Genomic DNA, 15,491 nt, shown 5'->3' with positions numbered 1-15,491 from the left:
AGAAGGCGGCGGGATCGCCGCCTTCTCCGATCATGCAATGAAGTGTCAGATTCGGATCAGGAACCCGAACCGAGGCACTTGTTGCTCTTGGTGTTGAAGTTGCCGCACTTCTTGCCGACCCAGTCGCCGACCAGGTCCTTGGAGCCGTCGAGCTCCTTCGACCAGGCGTCGCCCGCGACAAGACCCGGGGTCTTCCACACCACGTCGAACTGGCCGTTGGCTTTGATTTCGCCAATGAACACCGGCTTGGTGATGTGATGGTTCGGAAGCATCTTGGAGGTGCCGCCGGTCAGGTTCTTGGCTTCGATGCCCGGGAGCGCGTCGATCACCTTGTCCGGATCGGTCGACTTCACCTTCTCGACCGCCTTGACCCACATGTCGAAGCCGATCACGTGCGCTTCCATCGGATCGTTGGTCACGCGCTTCGGATTCTTGGTGTAGGTCTGCCACGCCTTGATGAACTTCTCGTTCTCCGGCGACTTGATCGACTGGAAGTAGTTCCAGGCGGCGAGATGGCCGAGCAGCGGCTTGGTGTCGATGCCGGCGAGTTCTTCCTCACCCACCGAGAACGCGACGACCGGGATGTCCTTCGCCTTGATGCCCTGGTTGCCGAGCTCCTTGTAGAAAGGAACGTTGGCGTCGCCGTTGATGGTCGAGACCACGGCGGTCTTCTTGCCGGCCGAGCCGAACTTCTTAATGTCGGCCACGATCGTCTGCCAGTCGGAATGACCGAACGGCGTGTAGTTGATCATGATGTCTTCCTGGGCGACACCCTTGGACTTCAGATAGGCTTCCAGGATCTTGTTGGTGGTGCGTGGATAGACGTAGTCGGTGCCCGCGAGCACCCAGCGCTTCACCTTCTCGTCCTTCATCAGATAGTCGACGGCGGGGATCGCCTGCTGGTTCGGCGCGGCACCGGTGTAGAACACGTTGCGCTCGCTCTCCTCGCCCTCGTACTGCACGGGGTAGAACAGGATGCTGTTCAGCTCCTTGAACACCGGGAGCACCGACTTGCGCGACACCGAGGTCCAGCAGCCGAACACGACCGAGACCTTGTCCTTGGTGATCAACTCGCGCGCCTTCTCGGCGAACAGCGGCCAGTTCGAAGCGGGATCGACGACGACGGCTTCGAGCTTCTTGCCGTTGACGCCGCCCTTCTTGTTCTGCTCGTCGATCAGGAAGAGGATGGTGTCCTTCAGCGTGGTCTCGCTGATGGCCATGGTGCCGGAGAGAGAATGAAGCACGCCGACCTTGATGGTGTCGTCCGCGGCTTTCGCACCGGAAATGGAAGCCAGACCAAGCATCAGTCCGGCGGTCGCGGCGAGAACGCCACGGCGGCTAAATGGCGCCGCTATATCGTGAGTGGATTTGCTATGCATGAGTGTCTCATCTCCCTGACGCAGACGTGAAAAACGCTGCGAAACGGCCCCAACGGCCGCCTGCGATTAACGGATTCGCAAGAACCGTGCCATGGATTAGACACATATTAGGCCATTGATTTCGCTGGGGAAATCGACAGAAAACCAAGCATCGCCATAGCCGCGCCGCCTAAACCTTGAGCAATTCGAATGTATGCGAATGTGGCAGGCAGGCTATTTTCTAAGCAAATTTCCCACCCTGGCTAAATTTCCGGCACAACTATTTCTGCACCGCGATCGCCATTTGTGGTGCGCCTGCCTTGAAAGCGCCGCCTCAATGTTCCATATGGGGGGCGAGGTCTCTTGCGAATCAGAGACCGTTGCGAGCCGCGTGTTCTTAAGCCCTTACGGGCGTCTGGCTTGCCCCATCCCATCAAGCCATCCGACACCCCAAACACGCAGGTGTCCCTCTCGACACCCTTTTGCGCGCGCCGCGCCGAATGCGCCGGGCGCCCGCTTTTGACATGGAAAGAACCCACCTTTTGACTTCGTTTCAGGATTTCGGCCTCGCCGAACCCATCGCTCGTGCTCTCACCGAAGAGAACTACGTCACCCCCACCCCCATCCAGACCCAGACGATTCCGACCGCGCTGACCGGCCGCGACGTCGTCGGCATCGCCCAGACCGGAACCGGCAAGACCGCGTCTTTCGCGCTGCCGATCCTGCACCGCCTGCTCGAGAATCGCATCAAGCCGCAGCCGAAGACGACCCGCGTCCTGGTGCTGTCGCCGACCCGCGAACTGTCCGGCCAAATCCTCGACAGCTTCAACGCCTATGGCCGCCACATCCGCCTGTCCTCGACCCTCGCCATCGGCGGCGTGCCGATGGGCCGTCAGGTCCGCTCGCTGATGCAGGGCGTCGAGGTGCTGGTCGCCACCCCCGGCCGTTTGCTCGACCTCGTGCAGAGCAACGGACTGAAGCTTGGAAGCGTCGAATTCCTCGTGCTCGACGAAGCCGACCGCATGCTCGACATGGGCTTCATCAACGACATCCGCAAAATCGTCGCCAAGCTGCCGATCAAGCGGCAGACGCTGTTCTTCTCGGCCACCATGCCGAAGGACATCGCCGAGCTGGCCGACGCCATGCTGCGCGACCCTGCCCGCGTCGCGGTGACCCCGGTCTCCTCGACCGTGGAGCGCATCCAGCAGCGCATCATCCAGGTCGACTTCTCCGCCAAGCCGGCGTTCCTCGCCCAGCTGTTGAAGCAGGAGCAGGTCAACCGAGCCCTGGTCTTCACGCGCACCAAGCACGGCGCCGACAAGGTCGTTAAGACACTCGAGAAGGCGGGGATCCCCGCCAGCGCCATCCACGGTAACAAGTCGCAGAACCATCGCGAACGGACGCTTGCCCAGTTCCGCACCGGTGAAATCCGCACGCTGGTCGCCACCGATATCGCCGCCCGCGGCATCGATGTCGACGGCATCACCCACGTCATCAATTTCGACCTGCCCAACGTGCCGGAGACCTATGTGCATCGCATCGGTCGCACCGCGCGCGCGGGTGCCGAGGGTACCGCGATCTCACTGGTCGCAGGCGGCGAGGAGCTGAGCTATCTCCGCGATATCGAGCGGCTGATCAAAGTGGCGCTGCCGCGTGAGGATCGCCGCACCGACGCCGGCCGCCGGGATGCGGGCCCTCCCCCGCAGCAGCAACGACAGGGTCGGCCGGGCCGCCCGGGCCAGCGTCCGCAAGGCGCAAGGTCTGGTGAGGGACGCCACGGTGACGGTCGCCGTGCCGACGAAAGGCATGCGGACGGGCGCCACCACAGTGCCGCCAAGCAGGGCGACGGAAGACCCGGCGAGGGACGGCATGGCGACGCCAGGCGTGCTGACGCACGGCCCGGCAGTGGCCCGAAGGCTTCGAAGGCTCCTCGTCGCGACCACACCGGCGGCAAGGCGCATTCTTCGCCAAACGGCCGTCCGGAACAGCGTTCCGCGCATAGCGCCGGGGCGTCTGATGGGATACAAGGCGTTGCCTTTTTGCGCCGCGAGAGTCGGCCGAACGGCCAACCGAACCGCAAACCCCATTCGCACTAGCCGTCCACGACCTGGAGAAATTCATGGCTAAGGAAGAGCTGATCCAGTTCGAAGGACTGGTCACCGAAATCCTCCCCGACGCGCGCTACCGCGTGCAGCTCGACGCCGGACACGAGATCGTCGCCTACACCGCCGGCAAGATGAAGAAGAACCGCATCAAGACTCTGGCGGGCGACCGCGTGACGGTTGAGATGTCGCCCTATGACCTCGAAAAGGGCCGGCTGATTTTCCGCCACAAGGACGAACGTCCGAGCGGGATGGGCGGACCTCCGCGCCCCGGACAGCGCGGCGGCCAGTTCCGCCGCCGCTAGTCGGGAGGCTCAGCGCGCGAGCGCGGACCTGAAGTTCCGACCTGTATGCTGATCCGCCGTGAACATCACGGCGGATCAAAAAATCGTGCACGTCAGCATTGTTTTGGGGTTCTGTTTCCAATAAAATGAATTAATCGATTTTCGGCCGGACGACATTAGCATCCACCGGTACAGCCGGTTCAGACACGCTGACGACCCTTCCAAAAATTCGATCTAACCTGTCCGCGCGAGCGGGCTCTGACATTGTGTTATCTGAGAAGGGACTACCCCCATGAGCATGGGAACCGTGAAGTGGTTTAACGCGACCAAAGGCTTCGGCTTCATCCAGCCCGACGATGGCGGCCAGGACGTGTTCGTCCACATCAGCGCTGTGGAGCGTGCAGGCCTCGGCACGCTGCGCGAAGGTCAGAAGATCTCCTACGAGATCGTGGCCGACCGCCGTTCCGGCAAGTCGGCAGCGGACAACCTCCGTTCCGCCGGTTGAGCCTACCGCTTACGGCCCCGATCGGCTCGAGCGAACAAGTTAAGAAAAGGCCGGGCGCAATGCCCGGCCTTTTTTCTAGTTCAGGGGGCACGGCAGCGACGGTACGCCGTTGTAAGGAACGCAGGTGACTTGGCGCGGCCGCGTGTAGGAGACATCGCTCAGCGTGATGCCCGACTTCAGAACAAATTTGACAGAAGGCGTGTAGAGGTAACTCGCCTCGCTGTAAATGAGGTAGGTCTTCGGGATCAAGAGCGTCGACGGAATCATCGAGGTGACCGTGGTACCAGCAGCCAGAGCCGAGGGCGGTGCCGTCAGCGTGGCCTGCGTCGCACCGTTGGCAATGGTGGCGGACTGGCTCCATTTAATTTTGGCGACGCTGCTCGAGTCGATATAGATCTGAAGAACCGTGCCGTTCACGAGCGTAGCGTCGTAAGGCATGATCATCGAAATGCTTGCCGTGAACGTGTCCTGCAAGTCGCCAGGGTCGAGCGACGTTGACTGCGACGTCAAATCGGACAGTGTCCGTGCAATCATTGTGACTTTGCGATCAATCGCCACGGCCGATGAAAATTCGACGGTACCGAAGAACATCACCAGCATCAGCGGCACGATGACCGCGAATTCGGTCGCCGCGAGCGCGCGCTTGTCGGCGACGAAGTCACGCACGAAGTGACCGGTATTCCTCCAGATATGCGCAATCGGCTGCATCGGCTTGCTCGAATCCATCTGTCTCAAAAAGGTTCGTTCTTGAAGGCCGCGGTCGCGACCAGCAGCCGTTTGTTGCTGCAGCCCATGTTGAAGCCAAGGCCGGTGACGATGAGCGGCCACTGATAGAATAGGCGCACCACGACGACCTGGCCGGCGGCCCCGGCATTGTACTGCACGCCGGCCGGGTTGAAGCTGCAGGAATTGCCGTAGCTGGTGAGGCTTAGTGCTCCGAACGAGTTTGTACTCACAACGTCGATGTAGAGCTTGGTGCAATCAAAGAGCGCTGGGATCTGGCTGCAGACGTAAGCCTTGAACGTCGTTTGCGAGCAGGGCGTGCTCACGCCGGACACCGCGCAGGCCGCCACCGAACCGGATTGCGCCTGCCCCGTCAGCAACACCCGCGCGGAATTCTGGCTGGCGCTCTCGAGCACCTGGGTCGCCAAGAACATCAGCGCCGTCTCGATGATGGCGAACAGCAGCGCGAAGAACATCGGTGCGACCAGCGCGAACTCGACGGCTGCGGAGCCGCGGCGACTGCCGCGAAACCGGCGCAGCATGGCGAGGAGCGTGAACCTCGTAGGTGCAGGCGAAGGCATCAAATTCCCCAGCAGCAGCAGCAATCATCTGCCATGTTCAATAGCGGAAACTGATTGTTTAAGTGTTTCAGGCGATCCGCACCCGGCGACCCGGGCCATTAGGGGCGCGTTAACCGTGAACGACCCAGGCCAAGGAGACGAGAGCATTGAGACGAGCATACGGAGAGAGAAACTCATGCGCCCGCATCGGCCCGGGGCGATCCTTGCCCCGGCAAACCCGCCAATCAAACTCGCTGGTTGGTCTTACTTAGTTGGTCTTACTCAGTTCGTCTTGGCGCCCGCACCAGCATTGCCGCTGGCCGTGCTGCTCAACGAACCGGCCTGACTTATCGTGTTGTTGAAATAGGTGTCGCTGTCGCCGAGCGTCACGCGACGCTGGCAAACCGGCATGCAGCTGTAGGACTCGCGCTCGATCCCGCGATAGACGGTGACGAGCCGATCGCTCGGACCTTCAACCTGGATCTGGCGATCGACCAGGATCTCGCCGCCTCGGTCGAGCGCGATGAAATTGGTGGCGCCATAGCCCTTGCCGGTCACGACGATCATGCCACCAGGCTGGAGCGTGACGTCGGCGATCATGGGATTGCCGACCACGATGGTCGCCACCTTGCCAGGCAACCGCACCAGCTTGGCCTGGTCGACATTCACGGCAATGGCATCTGCGGTCGGCTCGGCAAGGCCAGCAGCCGGCGATGCCAGCACCGCGGCCGCAACCAGAAGACAGACGCGCGCATGACGGCGCAGCAGTTGTTTACGCATACTCTTACCCCCGGGACGTCACAAACCGGCAGAAGCAATCGGATAACAGCCGAGCCGGTGCCCGACCCGGCTAACCTGCCCTCAATTCGTGAACGTTCCGCAAATTCGCCGACTATTGTTTGAACGGACTGGCATTTCGCGGCCCCGAGAACCTAGCGGCGGAACGGATAGGCAAGCTGCCCTCCGATCTCCTTCGGCATGGTGGCTTCATCCTTGCCGTAATCCTGCGGCAATTGCCCCTCGGGCATCCGGAAAGTGCCGAACAGCACATCCCAGATCGGGAACGTGCCGGCAAAATTGGTGTCGCCGCCCTCTGCGAGCGAGGTGTGGTGCCAGCGATGGAACACCGGCGTCGCCAGCACATATTTGAACGGCCCGAAGGTCCAGTTGAGGTTGGCGTGCACGAAGGCCGAATGGAAGGTCGTGAACGGGGCGAGCCAGACCATGGCGTTCGGCGAAATGCCGGCCATCAGCAGCACGACGTCGACCGCGATCGTACCGAGCACGAGATTGACGGGATGGAAGCGGGCCGCGGAAATCCAGCTGATCTCCTCCGAGGAGTGATGGATCGCGTGATACTTCCAGAACCCGCCGCCGTGGAACAGCCGGTGCAGCCAGTACAGCATGAAATCGGACAGGACCAGGAACAGCACGGCCTGGACCCAGAGCGGCAATAGCGACAGCGGGCCGTGGCCATTGTCGTAGAAGGCGATGAGTTCGTCGGCATCATGGATGTTGAAGACGAAGCTCGCACCGACGATCAGAAGGCTGATCCGCATGACACGTGCGAACACCGGAACGACAAACCAGTAGCAGATGTCCGTGACGATCTCCCGCTTGCGCCACCAGGGCACGCCGGGATTGCAGGCCCAGACGTGCTCGAGCACGGTGAAGACCACCGCGAGCGCGAAAGTCGTGGGGATCACCTTCGCGATGGTCTCGCCGAGCATCAGGGCGATTTCCATGGGCAGGCTCGACATTGTCGCCTCTCTTGCGAATTGCTGGTCCCGCCTACGCGTACTCCCTCAAATTTAAGGGACGGTGAAGCCGGAACTGCGCTTGCTGCACATCCGGAACTGGAACGATTGCAGCTGGCTGCCTTAAGGCGAAATTCACTCTGGCCAGCGGCAGGCGGGTTTGCCCGATCGAATTAACTCTCCCGAAAGAGCTCGGATCTCATGGTCATTGGGTCAAGCACAACGCCGAACGAGGCGATCCCACCCCAGATGGAGTTTTGTTCATGAAGAACCTGATTGCGCGTTTCGCGAAAGATGAATCCGGCGCCACCGCCATCGAATACGGCCTGATCGCCGCCGGCATCGCGCTGGCCATCATCACCGTCGTCAACAATCTCGGCACCACGCTGAACGCCAAGTTCACCTCCATCAGCAGCTCGCTGAAGTAAGCGATCGACGAACGACGGCAAAAGCCCCGGGCCTCCGGGGCCTTTGTTTTTCAGACGGCGAGTTCCAGTGGCGTTGAGCAAGTACAGAACCGATGCCGCGGTCGCGGCAAACGTGGCGGAGGCCGCGCAGACCGGCTCGCCGGCTTACTGGGTCTGCCTGGCCCTGCTGCTTGCGACCGTCGCGCTCGCCGCACGCATCGCCTCCCTCTGGTGAGCACGCCTTCGGCTGGTTCCGCCCATCGAAACGGCTGCCGCCGTTTTCGGTTTGTTTAGCACTGCCGGCTAGAATCCGGCGACGCCAGCTCCGCGGCAAACCCAGGCCTCAAGACGCAACCCATGATCCTCGACCTTGCGCGCCTTCTGCTCTTCCCTGCCCTGATGGCGTTTGCCGCCGCGAGCGATCTCTTCACGATGACGATCTCTAACCGCGTATCGCTGGCGCTGGTCGCCGGCTTTTTCGCGCTTGCTCTCGCCGGTGGCATGGCACCTTACGAGATGCTGAGCCATGTCGGCTCAGGTGCGCTCGTCCTGGTCGTGGCTTTCACCTGTTTTGCGATGGGCTGGGTCGGCGGTGGCGATGCCAAGGTCGCGGCCTCCGTCGCACTCTGGTTCGGGTTCGCACAGCTGATGAACTTCCTGCTCTACGCCTCGCTGTTCGGCGGGGCGCTGACGCTGCTCCTGCTTCAGTTCCGGCAGTGGCCGCTGCCTTATGGGCTGGCGGGCCAGGCCTGGCTCGCGCGGCTGCACGCCAAGGAGAGCGGCATTCCCTACGGCATCGCGCTCGCAATGAGTGCGCTGATGGTCTACCCGGAGACCGAATGGGTGAAGGCGATCGACCTCGCTCACCTCGCATTGCGCTGAACGCATCGGGTCAACCCGGCGTTAAGGCGATTTAGATACGCCTCATTAACCATGCTTTGACGAATAGCTGGTCAACTGCCGATTACGGCGGCGTCAGCGTCGCGGCGTTTGTTGGAAAGTGAAGCGTATGAATAGGGCACGCATTGTCGTCCTGACGGTCGCCATCTGCGCCGGCGGTGTCGCCGCGTATCTGGCGAGCGGCTCAGACAATTCTGCGCCGCCTCCGGCTCCGGTCGCGCAGCTTCCCACCGTCGACGTCCTGGTCGCCAAGAACGACATCGGCCTGGGCCAGACCGTCAAGCCGGAAGACGTGCAATGGCAGACCTGGCCGTCCGCGACCGCCAGCACCACCTTCATCCGCCGCAACGAGCGCCCCGAGGGAGTAACCCAGGTCACCGGCTCGATCGCACGATCTCCCTTCATCCAGGGTGAGCCGATCCGCGACCAGAAGCTGGTCAAGGCCGAAGGCTCCGGCTTCATGGCGGCAATCCTGCCCACCGGAATGCGGGCGATTTCGACCGAGATCTCGCCGGAAACCGGCGCAGGCGGCTTCATCCTCCCCAACGACCGCGTCGACGTGCTTCTGACGCGCCGTCTCAAGAATCCGGACCAGAGCAGCGGCGCCCCTGATGTGATCACGTCCGAGATCATCCTGGCCAATATCCGCGTCCTGGCCATCGACCAGGCGCCGAAGGAGAAGGACGGGCAGAACGCGGTGGTCGGCAAGACCGTCACCCTCGAGCTCAATCCTGCGCAGACTGCGACGCTCTCCTCCGCACGCCAGAGCGGCACGCTGTCGCTGGCGTTGCGCAGCATCGTCGACGTCAAGCTCAGCGAGATCACGCTCGATGATTCCGCGCAGAAGCGCGATGGCATTTCGATCATTCGGTACGGTATCCCAAGCTCGACGGCGAAGGCACGATGAGGACTGTCGATATGAAATGCAGGGCGAACTTGGCGACGATGCGAACCTCTGTGGTCCGCGCCCTGTCGTTTTCGGCCACCGTCGCGCTCGCGCTCAACCCGGTGCTGACCCCTGTGGTTGCCGCCGACTATCGCCCTGTGGCGCAGGCTGCGGCCGACGGTCAGATGAACGCGCGATTCCTCTCGCTCGGCATCGGCAAGTCGATCGTGATCGACCTTCCGCGTGACATCAAGGACGTGCTTGTCGCCGATCCCAAGATCGCCAACGCGGTCGTCCGCTCGGCGCAGCGCGCCTACATCATCGGCGCCGCGATCGGCCAGACCAACATCGTGTTCTTCGATTCCGCCGGCCAGCAGATTGCGGCCTATGACATCGCGGTCAAGCGCGACCTCAACGGCGTGCGGGCCGCGCTGAAGCAGGTCCTGCCGAACTCAGACATCCAGATCGACGGGCTAGGCGACGGCATCATCCTGACCGGTTCGGCCGCGAATCCCGCCGAAGCCCAGCAGGCCAACGACCTCGCCGTGCGCCTCGCGGGCGGCCCCGAGAAGGTCGTGAACTCGATCGTGGTCCGCGGCCGCGACCAGGTCATGCTCAAGGTGACCGTTGCCGAAGTGCAGCGCAGCATCATCAAGCAGCTAGGAATCGACCTTACCGCCAATCTCAGCTACGGCACCTCGGTCGTCAGCTTCAGCAACTCCAATCCGTTCACGGCTCTCGGCAAGAACCTCGTCGACGGCAACAATCTGACCACCAAGTTCGGCGGGGCCCCGTCGGTGCAGGCCACCCTGCGTGCGATGGAAACCGCGGGTGTGATCCGGACGCTGGCCGAACCGAATCTGACCGCGATCTCCGGTGAATCGGCAACATTCATCGCCGGCGGTGAATTCCCGGTGCCTGCCGGCTACGCGTGCGACCCTACCACGCACGTTTGTACCACCCAGATCAGCTTCAAGAAGTTCGGCATCTCGCTCAACTTCACCCCCGTCGTTCTCACCGAGGGCAAGATCAGCCTGCGGGTGATGACGGAGGTCTCTGAGCTCTCCAACGAAAACGCGATCACGCTGTCTCAGGCCGTGACCTCGACCTCGGTCAACTCGCTCACGGTGCCCTCGATCAAGACCCGCCGCGCAGAAACCTCCCTGGAAATTCCCTCCGGAGGTGCGATGGCTATGGCCGGCCTGATCCAGCAGCAGACCAAGCAGGCCGTCAGCGGACTGCCGGGCCTGATGCAGCTCCCGGTCCTCGGCACGCTGTTCCGCAGCCGCGACTTCGTCAACAACGCGACCGAGCTGGTCGTGATCGTGACGCCCTATATCGTTCGCGCAGTTGCGCAAAAGGATCTGTCGCGGCCGGATGATGGCTTCTCCGCGCCTGCGGATCCGCAGGCCGAACTGCTCGGCAACATCAACCGCATCTACGGCGTGCCCGGTCGGACCGAACCGGCCAAGAACTACCGCGGCACCTACGGCTTCATCACCGATTGAGGCGGAACGGGGACTTCATGAAGATCACTAGACCACCCCAGATTCGCAGGCGCGCCATCCACCTCGGCGGCGCGCTCGTCGGCATGGCGCTCGCCCTTGGCGGCTGCCAGCATGACGAAGCGGTCACCGCCTCCATTCCCGACAACTACAAGCAGCGCCATCCGATCGCCATCGAGGAGCAGAATCGCTCCATCGTCGTCTTCGTCGGCCATGCCCGCGGCGGCTTGACCGCCGCCCAGCGCGCCGACGTGATGGGCGTCGCGTCGGCCTGGATGCACGAAGGCACCGGCGCGATCCAGATCGACGTGCCGTCCGGCACGCCCAACGCGCGTCCGGTCGCGGACACCATGCGTGAAATCCAGGCGATCCTGTCAGCGGCAGGCGTTCCGCCGCGCGGCGTCAGCGCCCGCTCTTACCAGCCGGAAGACAAGCGCTTCCTGCCGCCGATCCGGCTCACCTATTCCAAGATCGCCGCGGTCGCGGGTCCCTGCGGCCTGTGGCCGGAAGACATCGGCCCTTCGATGAAGAACAAGAGCTGGTTCGAGAACAAGGAATATTACAATTACGGCTGCGCTTATCAGCGCAACCTCGCGGCGATGGTCGACAATCCGTCAGATCTCGAGCAGCCGCGGCCCGAAACGCCGTCCTACACGCCGCGGCGCACCGCCGCGTTCGAGAAGTATCGCAAGGGAATGCCGACGGCGGTCGCCTATCCTGAGGCCGACAAGGCCAAACTCAGCGACACCGGCAAATGATCAGCTACGCTCGCCAGCCCCAAGAAGAGCAGTCCGAGGCATCGTTCCCGCCGGCCGAGGAGCATATTGCGCCTGCCCCCCGCGTTTCCGTCCAGGCTTTCTGCGAGACCGTGGAAACGGCGGCCGCCGTGCAGTCGGCCGGCGAAGATCGCCGTCTCGGCAAGGCCCATCTCAAGATCCAGATGGGCGGTATGGCGGCTGCGGTCGAAGCCTACCGCTCGGCACCCACGCCGAACGTGATCGTGCTCGAAAGCGACGGCCGCAACGACCTCCTGGGCGGGCTCGATCATCTCGCAACCGTCTGCGACGCCGGCACCCGCGTGGTCGTGATCGGCCGCATCAACGACGTCATGCTCTACCGCGAGCTGGTGCGCCGCGGCGTCAGCGACTACGTGCTCGCGCCGGTCGGCGCGATCGACGTCGTCCGCTCGATCTGCAACCTGTTCTCGGCGCCGGAAGCCAAGGCCGTCGGCCGTATCATCGCCGTGGTCGGCGCCAAGGGCGGCGTCGGCGCGTCAACCATCTCCCACAACGTCGCCTGGGCGATCGCCCGCGATCTCGCGATGGACGCGGTCGTTGCCGACCTCGACCTCGCCTTCGGAACTGCCGGGCTCGACTATAACCAGGATCCGCCGCAGGGTATTGCCGACGCCGTGTTCTCGCCCGATCGCGTCGATACCGCCTTCATCGATCGCCTGCTGTCGAAATGCACCGACCACCTCAGCCTGCTGGCGGCGCCGGCGACGCTCGACCGGGTCTATGATTTCGGCGCCGACGCCTTCGATGCCGTGTTCGACACGCTGCGCTCCACCATGCCCTGCATCGTGCTCGACGTTCCGCACCAATGGTCGGGCTGGACAAAACGCGCCCTGATCGGAGCGGACGACATCCTGATCGTGGCGGCACCCGACCTCGCCAATTTGCGCAACACCAAGAACCTGTTCGATCTCCTGAAGGCCGCGCGCCCGAACGACCGTCCGCCGCTCTATTGCCTGAACCAGGTCGGCGTGCCGAAACGGCCCGAAATCGCCGCAGCGGAGTTCGCCAAGGCGATCGAGAGCCAGCCAGTCGTCTCGATCCCGTTCGAGCCGCAGATCTTCGGCTCGGCGGCCAATAACGGCCAGATGATCGCGGAGATCTCGGCCAATCACAAATCAATCGAGATGTTCCTTCAGATCGCCCAGCGCCTGACCGGCCGCAGCGAAACGAAGAAGCAAAAGTCGTCCCTGCTTTCACCCCTGATTGAGAAGTTGCGGGGAAAATAGGTCGCCGCATGGAGTTTTTAAGTGTTCGGTAAGCGTAGCGGAACAGAGACCGACCCGCGGGCCTCGAAGCCCGGTGCCGTGTCGTCAGAGCCTGCCCAGGCTTCGGCGCCCGCTGTGTCGCGCGTGCCGCCGCCGCCGGCCGTCACCTCTCCGCCGCTTGCCCCGGCGAAGCCTGCGCCGACCATGGAAGCCCGCCGCTCGGACAATTATTACGAGGTCAAGGCGACCATCTTCGGCGCGCTGATCGAGGCCATCGACCTCGCCCAGCTCGCCAAGCTCGATTCGGAGTCCGCGCGCGAGGAAATCCGGGACATCGTCAACGAGATCATCGCGATCAAGAACATCGTGATGTCGATCGCCGAGCAGGAAGAGCTGCTCGACGACATCTGCAATGACGTCCTCGGCTACGGTCCGCTGGAGCCGCTGTTGTCGCGCGACGACATTGCCGACATCATGGTCAACGGCGCCGACACTGTCTACATCGAGGTCGCCGGCAAGATCCAACGCACCGGTATCCGCTTCCGCGACAACCAGCAGCTCCTCAACATCTGCCAGCGTATCGTCAGCCAGGTCGGCCGGCGCGTCGATGAATCCTCGCCGATCTGCGACGCGCGCCTGGCCGATGGCTCCCGCGTCAACGCCATCGTGCCCCCGCTGTCGATCGACGGCCCCACGCTCACCATCCGCAAGTTCAAGAAGGACAAGCTGACGCTCGATCAGCTCGTCAAGTTCGGCGCAATCTCGCCGGAGGGCGCGGAAATCCTCCAGATCATCGGCCGCGTCCGCTGCAACGTGCTGATCTCCGGCGGTACCGGCTCGGGCAAAACCACGTTGCTCAACTGCCTGACCAACTACATCGAGCACGACGAGCGTGTCATCACCTGCGAAGACGCCGCCGAACTCCAGCTCCAGCAGCCGCACGTGGTCCGACTGGAAACCCGCCCGCCCAACATCGAGGGCGAGGGCCAGGTCACCATGCGCGAGCTGGTGCGCAACTGCCTGCGTATGCGTCCCGAGCGGATCATCGTCGGCGAAGTCCGCGGACCCGAAGCGTTCGACCTGCTCCAGGCCATGAACACCGGCCATGACGGCTCGATGGGCACGCTGCACGCCAACAATCCCCGCGAGGCGCTATCGCGCTGCGAATCCATGATCACGATGGGCGGCTTCTCCCTGCCTTCACGCACCATCCGCGAGATGATCTGCGCTTCGATCGACGTCATCGTCCAGGCCGCGCGCCTGCGCGACGGTTCGCGCCGCATCACCCACATCACCGAGGTGATGGGCATGGAAGGCGATACCATCATCACCCAGGACGTCTTCCTCTACGACATGGTCGGCGAGGACGCCAACGGCAAAATCATCGGCCGGCATCGGTCGACCGGAATCGGCCGTCCGAAGTTCTGGGAACGCGCCCGCTATTACGGCGAAGAGAAGCGCCTTGCCACGGCGCTCGACGCCGCTGAAGTGGCGCCCACGACGTGAGCAGGTCAGCGCAGCCATGAACATGCAAGTCCTTGCCCTCGCCTTCCTTGCCACCGCCGCCGTCGGCGGCCTCGCCTGGGTCTTCCTTTATCCTATGCTCTCCGGAGAACGGAAGGCCGAGAGCCGCCGCGCCTCGATCTCGCGGGCAGAGGCGCCCACGGCCCGCGCGGCCGAGAAGACGCAGCGCTCGCGCCGCGAGCAGGTCGAAACCTCGCTCAAGGATCTCGAGGCGCGGCGCCAGCAGGAGAAGAGCGTACCGCTCAGTGTTCGCCTGTCGCAGGCGGGCCTCGACTGGGCGCCGCAGAAATTCTGGATCGTGTCCGCCGTCGTGGCGGGCGTGCTGTTCGCAGTCGCCTTGTTCATCGGCGGCGGCCTGCTCGGTGCCGCCGGACTCGCTTTCGCCGGCGGCTTCGGTCTGCCACGCTGGGCGCTGGGCTTCCTGAAGAGGCGCCGCGAAGCCAAATTCCTGAAGGCGCTGCCCGACGCGGTCGACGTGATCGTCCGCGGCATCAAGGCGGGCCTGCCGCTGTTCGAATCGATCAAGGTCGTCGCCGCCGACGCGCCGGAGCCGCTGCGCTCGGAGTTTCTGTCCATCATCGAAACGCAGGCGATCGGCATGCCGCTCGGCGAGGCCTGCACGCGACTCTACGATCGGATGCCGCTGCCCGAGGCCAATTTCTTCGGCATCGTCATCTCGATCCAGCAGAAATCGGGCGGCAACCTCTCCGAAGCACTCGGCAACCTCTCCAAGGTGCTGCGCGACCGCAAGAAGATGAAAGAGAAGATCCAGGCGATGTCGATGGAAGCCAAGGCCTCGGCCGGCATCATCGGCTCGCTGCCGCCGATCGTGATGTTCCTCGTCTACCTCACAACGCCGGGATACATCTCGATGCTTTGGACTCATCCCACCGGCCAGCTCATGCTGGTCGGCTGCGTCGTCTGGATGTCGATTGGCATCATGGTGATGAAGAAGATGATCAATTTCGACTTCTGATG

17 protein-coding genes are annotated in these 15,491 nt (G+C 63.1%); 12 read left to right on the top strand and 5 right to left on the bottom strand.

Going from position 1 to position 15,491, the window contains the following annotated elements; genetic code table 11:
• Positions 1 to 56 precede the first annotated feature (56 nt).
• Positions 57 to 1,379 carry an urea ABC transporter substrate-binding protein gene (gene urtA / locus IVB48_RS31710; RefSeq protein ID WP_027570208.1) on the bottom strand — a complete coding sequence of 441 codons (1,323 nt, stop codon included), beginning with the start codon at positions 1,377 to 1,379 and terminating at the stop codon, positions 57 to 59.
• Positions 1,380 to 1,858: 479 nt separating this feature from the next.
• On the opposite strand from urtA, the gene IVB48_RS31705 reads away from it, so the two are divergent.
• The 3 genes from IVB48_RS31705 (at position 1,859) to IVB48_RS31695 (ending at position 4,249) form a co-directional block, all read left to right on the top strand.
• Complete coding sequence (locus IVB48_RS31705; RefSeq protein WP_247359498.1) at positions 1,859 to 3,454, top strand: DEAD/DEAH box helicase; 1,596 nt, start codon at positions 1,859 to 1,861, stop codon at positions 3,452 to 3,454.
• A gap of 23 nt (positions 3,455 to 3,477) precedes the next feature.
• Positions 3,478 to 3,765 carry a translation initiation factor IF-1 gene (gene infA / locus IVB48_RS31700; protein WP_007599789.1) on the top strand — a complete coding sequence of 96 codons (288 nt, stop codon included), beginning with the start codon at positions 3,478 to 3,480 and terminating at the stop codon, positions 3,763 to 3,765.
• 271 nt (positions 3,766 to 4,036) lie between these two features.
• Entirely contained in the window at positions 4,037 to 4,249 is a 213-nt protein-coding gene (locus tag IVB48_RS31695; RefSeq protein WP_007599788.1) for a cold-shock protein, read from the top strand.
• Positions 4,250 to 4,324: 75 nt separating this feature from the next.
• On the opposite strand, the gene IVB48_RS31690 is transcribed toward IVB48_RS31695, so the two are convergent.
• The 4 genes from IVB48_RS31690 to IVB48_RS31675 form a co-directional block, all read right to left on the bottom strand.
• Entirely contained in the window at positions 4,325 to 4,975 is a 651-nt protein-coding gene (locus IVB48_RS31690; RefSeq protein WP_247406272.1) for a TadE/TadG family type IV pilus assembly protein, read from the bottom strand.
• Positions 4,976 to 4,980: 5 nt separating this feature from the next.
• Positions 4,981 to 5,553, bottom strand: coding sequence for a TadE/TadG family type IV pilus assembly protein (locus IVB48_RS31685; RefSeq protein ID WP_027570205.1), 573 nt, complete (start codon positions 5,551 to 5,553; stop codon positions 4,981 to 4,983).
• A gap of 261 nt (positions 5,554 to 5,814) precedes the next feature.
• Entirely contained in the window at positions 5,815 to 6,312 is a 498-nt protein-coding gene (locus tag IVB48_RS31680) for a pilus assembly protein N-terminal domain-containing protein (protein WP_247406270.1), read from the bottom strand.
• A gap of 152 nt (positions 6,313 to 6,464) precedes the next feature.
• The gene (locus tag IVB48_RS31675) at positions 6,465 to 7,292 is read right to left on the bottom strand and encodes a sterol desaturase family protein (RefSeq protein WP_027570203.1); all 828 of its coding nucleotides are present in this window, start codon (positions 7,290 to 7,292) and stop codon (positions 6,465 to 6,467) included.
• 260 nt (positions 7,293 to 7,552) lie between these two features.
• Here IVB48_RS31675 and IVB48_RS31670 point away from each other — a divergent pair, with 260 nt between their 5' ends.
• The 9 genes from IVB48_RS31670 to IVB48_RS31630 all read left to right on the top strand — a co-directional run bounded on the left by IVB48_RS31670 (position 7,553) and on the right by IVB48_RS31630 (position 15,489).
• A complete protein-coding gene (locus IVB48_RS31670; protein ID WP_007599783.1) occupies positions 7,553 to 7,717 on the top strand; it encodes a Flp family type IVb pilin in 165 nt (54 codons plus the stop codon).
• 73 nt (positions 7,718 to 7,790) lie between these two features.
• Positions 7,791 to 7,931 (top strand): hypothetical protein, encoded by a 141-nt coding sequence (locus IVB48_RS31665; RefSeq protein WP_247406484.1) that lies wholly within the window; start codon positions 7,791 to 7,793, stop codon positions 7,929 to 7,931.
• Positions 7,932 to 8,053: 122 nt separating this feature from the next.
• Positions 8,054 to 8,578 carry a prepilin peptidase gene (locus IVB48_RS31660; RefSeq protein WP_027570202.1) on the top strand — a complete coding sequence of 175 codons (525 nt, stop codon included), beginning with the start codon at positions 8,054 to 8,056 and terminating at the stop codon, positions 8,576 to 8,578.
• 127 nt (positions 8,579 to 8,705) lie between these two features.
• Positions 8,706 to 9,503, top strand: a complete 798-nt coding sequence (cpaB, locus tag IVB48_RS31655) for a Flp pilus assembly protein CpaB (RefSeq protein WP_027570201.1) — start codon at positions 8,706 to 8,708, stop codon at positions 9,501 to 9,503.
• A gap of 11 nt (positions 9,504 to 9,514) precedes the next feature.
• A complete protein-coding gene (locus IVB48_RS31650; RefSeq protein WP_027570200.1) occupies positions 9,515 to 10,990 on the top strand; it encodes a type II and III secretion system protein family protein in 1,476 nt (491 codons plus the stop codon).
• Positions 10,991 to 11,007: 17 nt separating this feature from the next.
• Entirely contained in the window at positions 11,008 to 11,745 is a 738-nt protein-coding gene (locus tag IVB48_RS31645; RefSeq protein WP_027570199.1) for a CpaD family pilus assembly protein, read from the top strand.
• Complete coding sequence (locus tag IVB48_RS31640) at positions 11,742 to 13,010, top strand: AAA family ATPase (protein ID WP_247283627.1); 1,269 nt, start codon at positions 11,742 to 11,744, stop codon at positions 13,008 to 13,010. The genes IVB48_RS31645 and IVB48_RS31640 overlap by 4 nt, the downstream gene beginning before the upstream one ends.
• 21 nt (positions 13,011 to 13,031) lie before the next feature.
• Positions 13,032 to 14,495 (top strand): CpaF family protein, encoded by a 1,464-nt coding sequence (locus tag IVB48_RS31635; RefSeq protein ID WP_247406267.1) that lies wholly within the window; start codon positions 13,032 to 13,034, stop codon positions 14,493 to 14,495.
• Between the two features lie 16 nt (positions 14,496 to 14,511).
• The gene (locus IVB48_RS31630) at positions 14,512 to 15,489 is read left to right on the top strand and encodes a type II secretion system F family protein (RefSeq protein ID WP_247359494.1); all 978 of its coding nucleotides are present in this window, start codon (positions 14,512 to 14,514) and stop codon (positions 15,487 to 15,489) included.
• Positions 15,490 to 15,491 lie beyond the last annotated feature (2 nt).

This window comes from Bradyrhizobium sp. 76, assembly GCF_023073025.1.
Taxonomy (GTDB): Bacteria; Pseudomonadota; Alphaproteobacteria; order Rhizobiales; family Xanthobacteraceae; genus Bradyrhizobium.
This window is presented reverse-complemented; position numbering and strand designations above follow the sequence as displayed.

Coding starts and splice junctions, on each gene's coding strand:
- urtA (WP_027570208.1), bottom strand. CDS start 1,379: ATGCATAGCAAATCCACTCACGATATAGCGGCGCCATTTAGCCGCCGT.
- IVB48_RS31705 (WP_247359498.1), top strand. CDS start 1,859: ATGCGCCGGGCGCCCGCTTTTGACATGGAAAGAACCCACCTTTTGACT.
- infA (WP_007599789.1), top strand. CDS start 3,478: ATGGCTAAGGAAGAGCTGATCCAGTTCGAAGGACTGGTCACCGAAATC.
- IVB48_RS31695 (WP_007599788.1), top strand. CDS start 4,037: ATGAGCATGGGAACCGTGAAGTGGTTTAACGCGACCAAAGGCTTCGGC.
- IVB48_RS31690 (WP_247406272.1), bottom strand. CDS start 4,975: ATGGATTCGAGCAAGCCGATGCAGCCGATTGCGCATATCTGGAGGAAT.
- IVB48_RS31685 (WP_027570205.1), bottom strand. CDS start 5,553: ATGCCTTCGCCTGCACCTACGAGGTTCACGCTCCTCGCCATGCTGCGC.
- IVB48_RS31680 (WP_247406270.1), bottom strand. CDS start 6,312: ATGCGTAAACAACTGCTGCGCCGTCATGCGCGCGTCTGTCTTCTGGTT.
- IVB48_RS31675 (WP_027570203.1), bottom strand. CDS start 7,292: ATGTCGAGCCTGCCCATGGAAATCGCCCTGATGCTCGGCGAGACCATC.
- IVB48_RS31670 (WP_007599783.1), top strand. CDS start 7,553: ATGAAGAACCTGATTGCGCGTTTCGCGAAAGATGAATCCGGCGCCACC.
- IVB48_RS31660 (WP_027570202.1), top strand. CDS start 8,054: ATGATCCTCGACCTTGCGCGCCTTCTGCTCTTCCCTGCCCTGATGGCG.
- cpaB (WP_027570201.1), top strand. CDS start 8,706: ATGAATAGGGCACGCATTGTCGTCCTGACGGTCGCCATCTGCGCCGGC.
- IVB48_RS31650 (WP_027570200.1), top strand. CDS start 9,515: ATGAAATGCAGGGCGAACTTGGCGACGATGCGAACCTCTGTGGTCCGC.
- IVB48_RS31645 (WP_027570199.1), top strand. CDS start 11,008: ATGAAGATCACTAGACCACCCCAGATTCGCAGGCGCGCCATCCACCTC.
- IVB48_RS31640 (WP_247283627.1), top strand. CDS start 11,742: ATGATCAGCTACGCTCGCCAGCCCCAAGAAGAGCAGTCCGAGGCATCG.
- IVB48_RS31630 (WP_247359494.1), top strand. CDS start 14,512: ATGAACATGCAAGTCCTTGCCCTCGCCTTCCTTGCCACCGCCGCCGTC.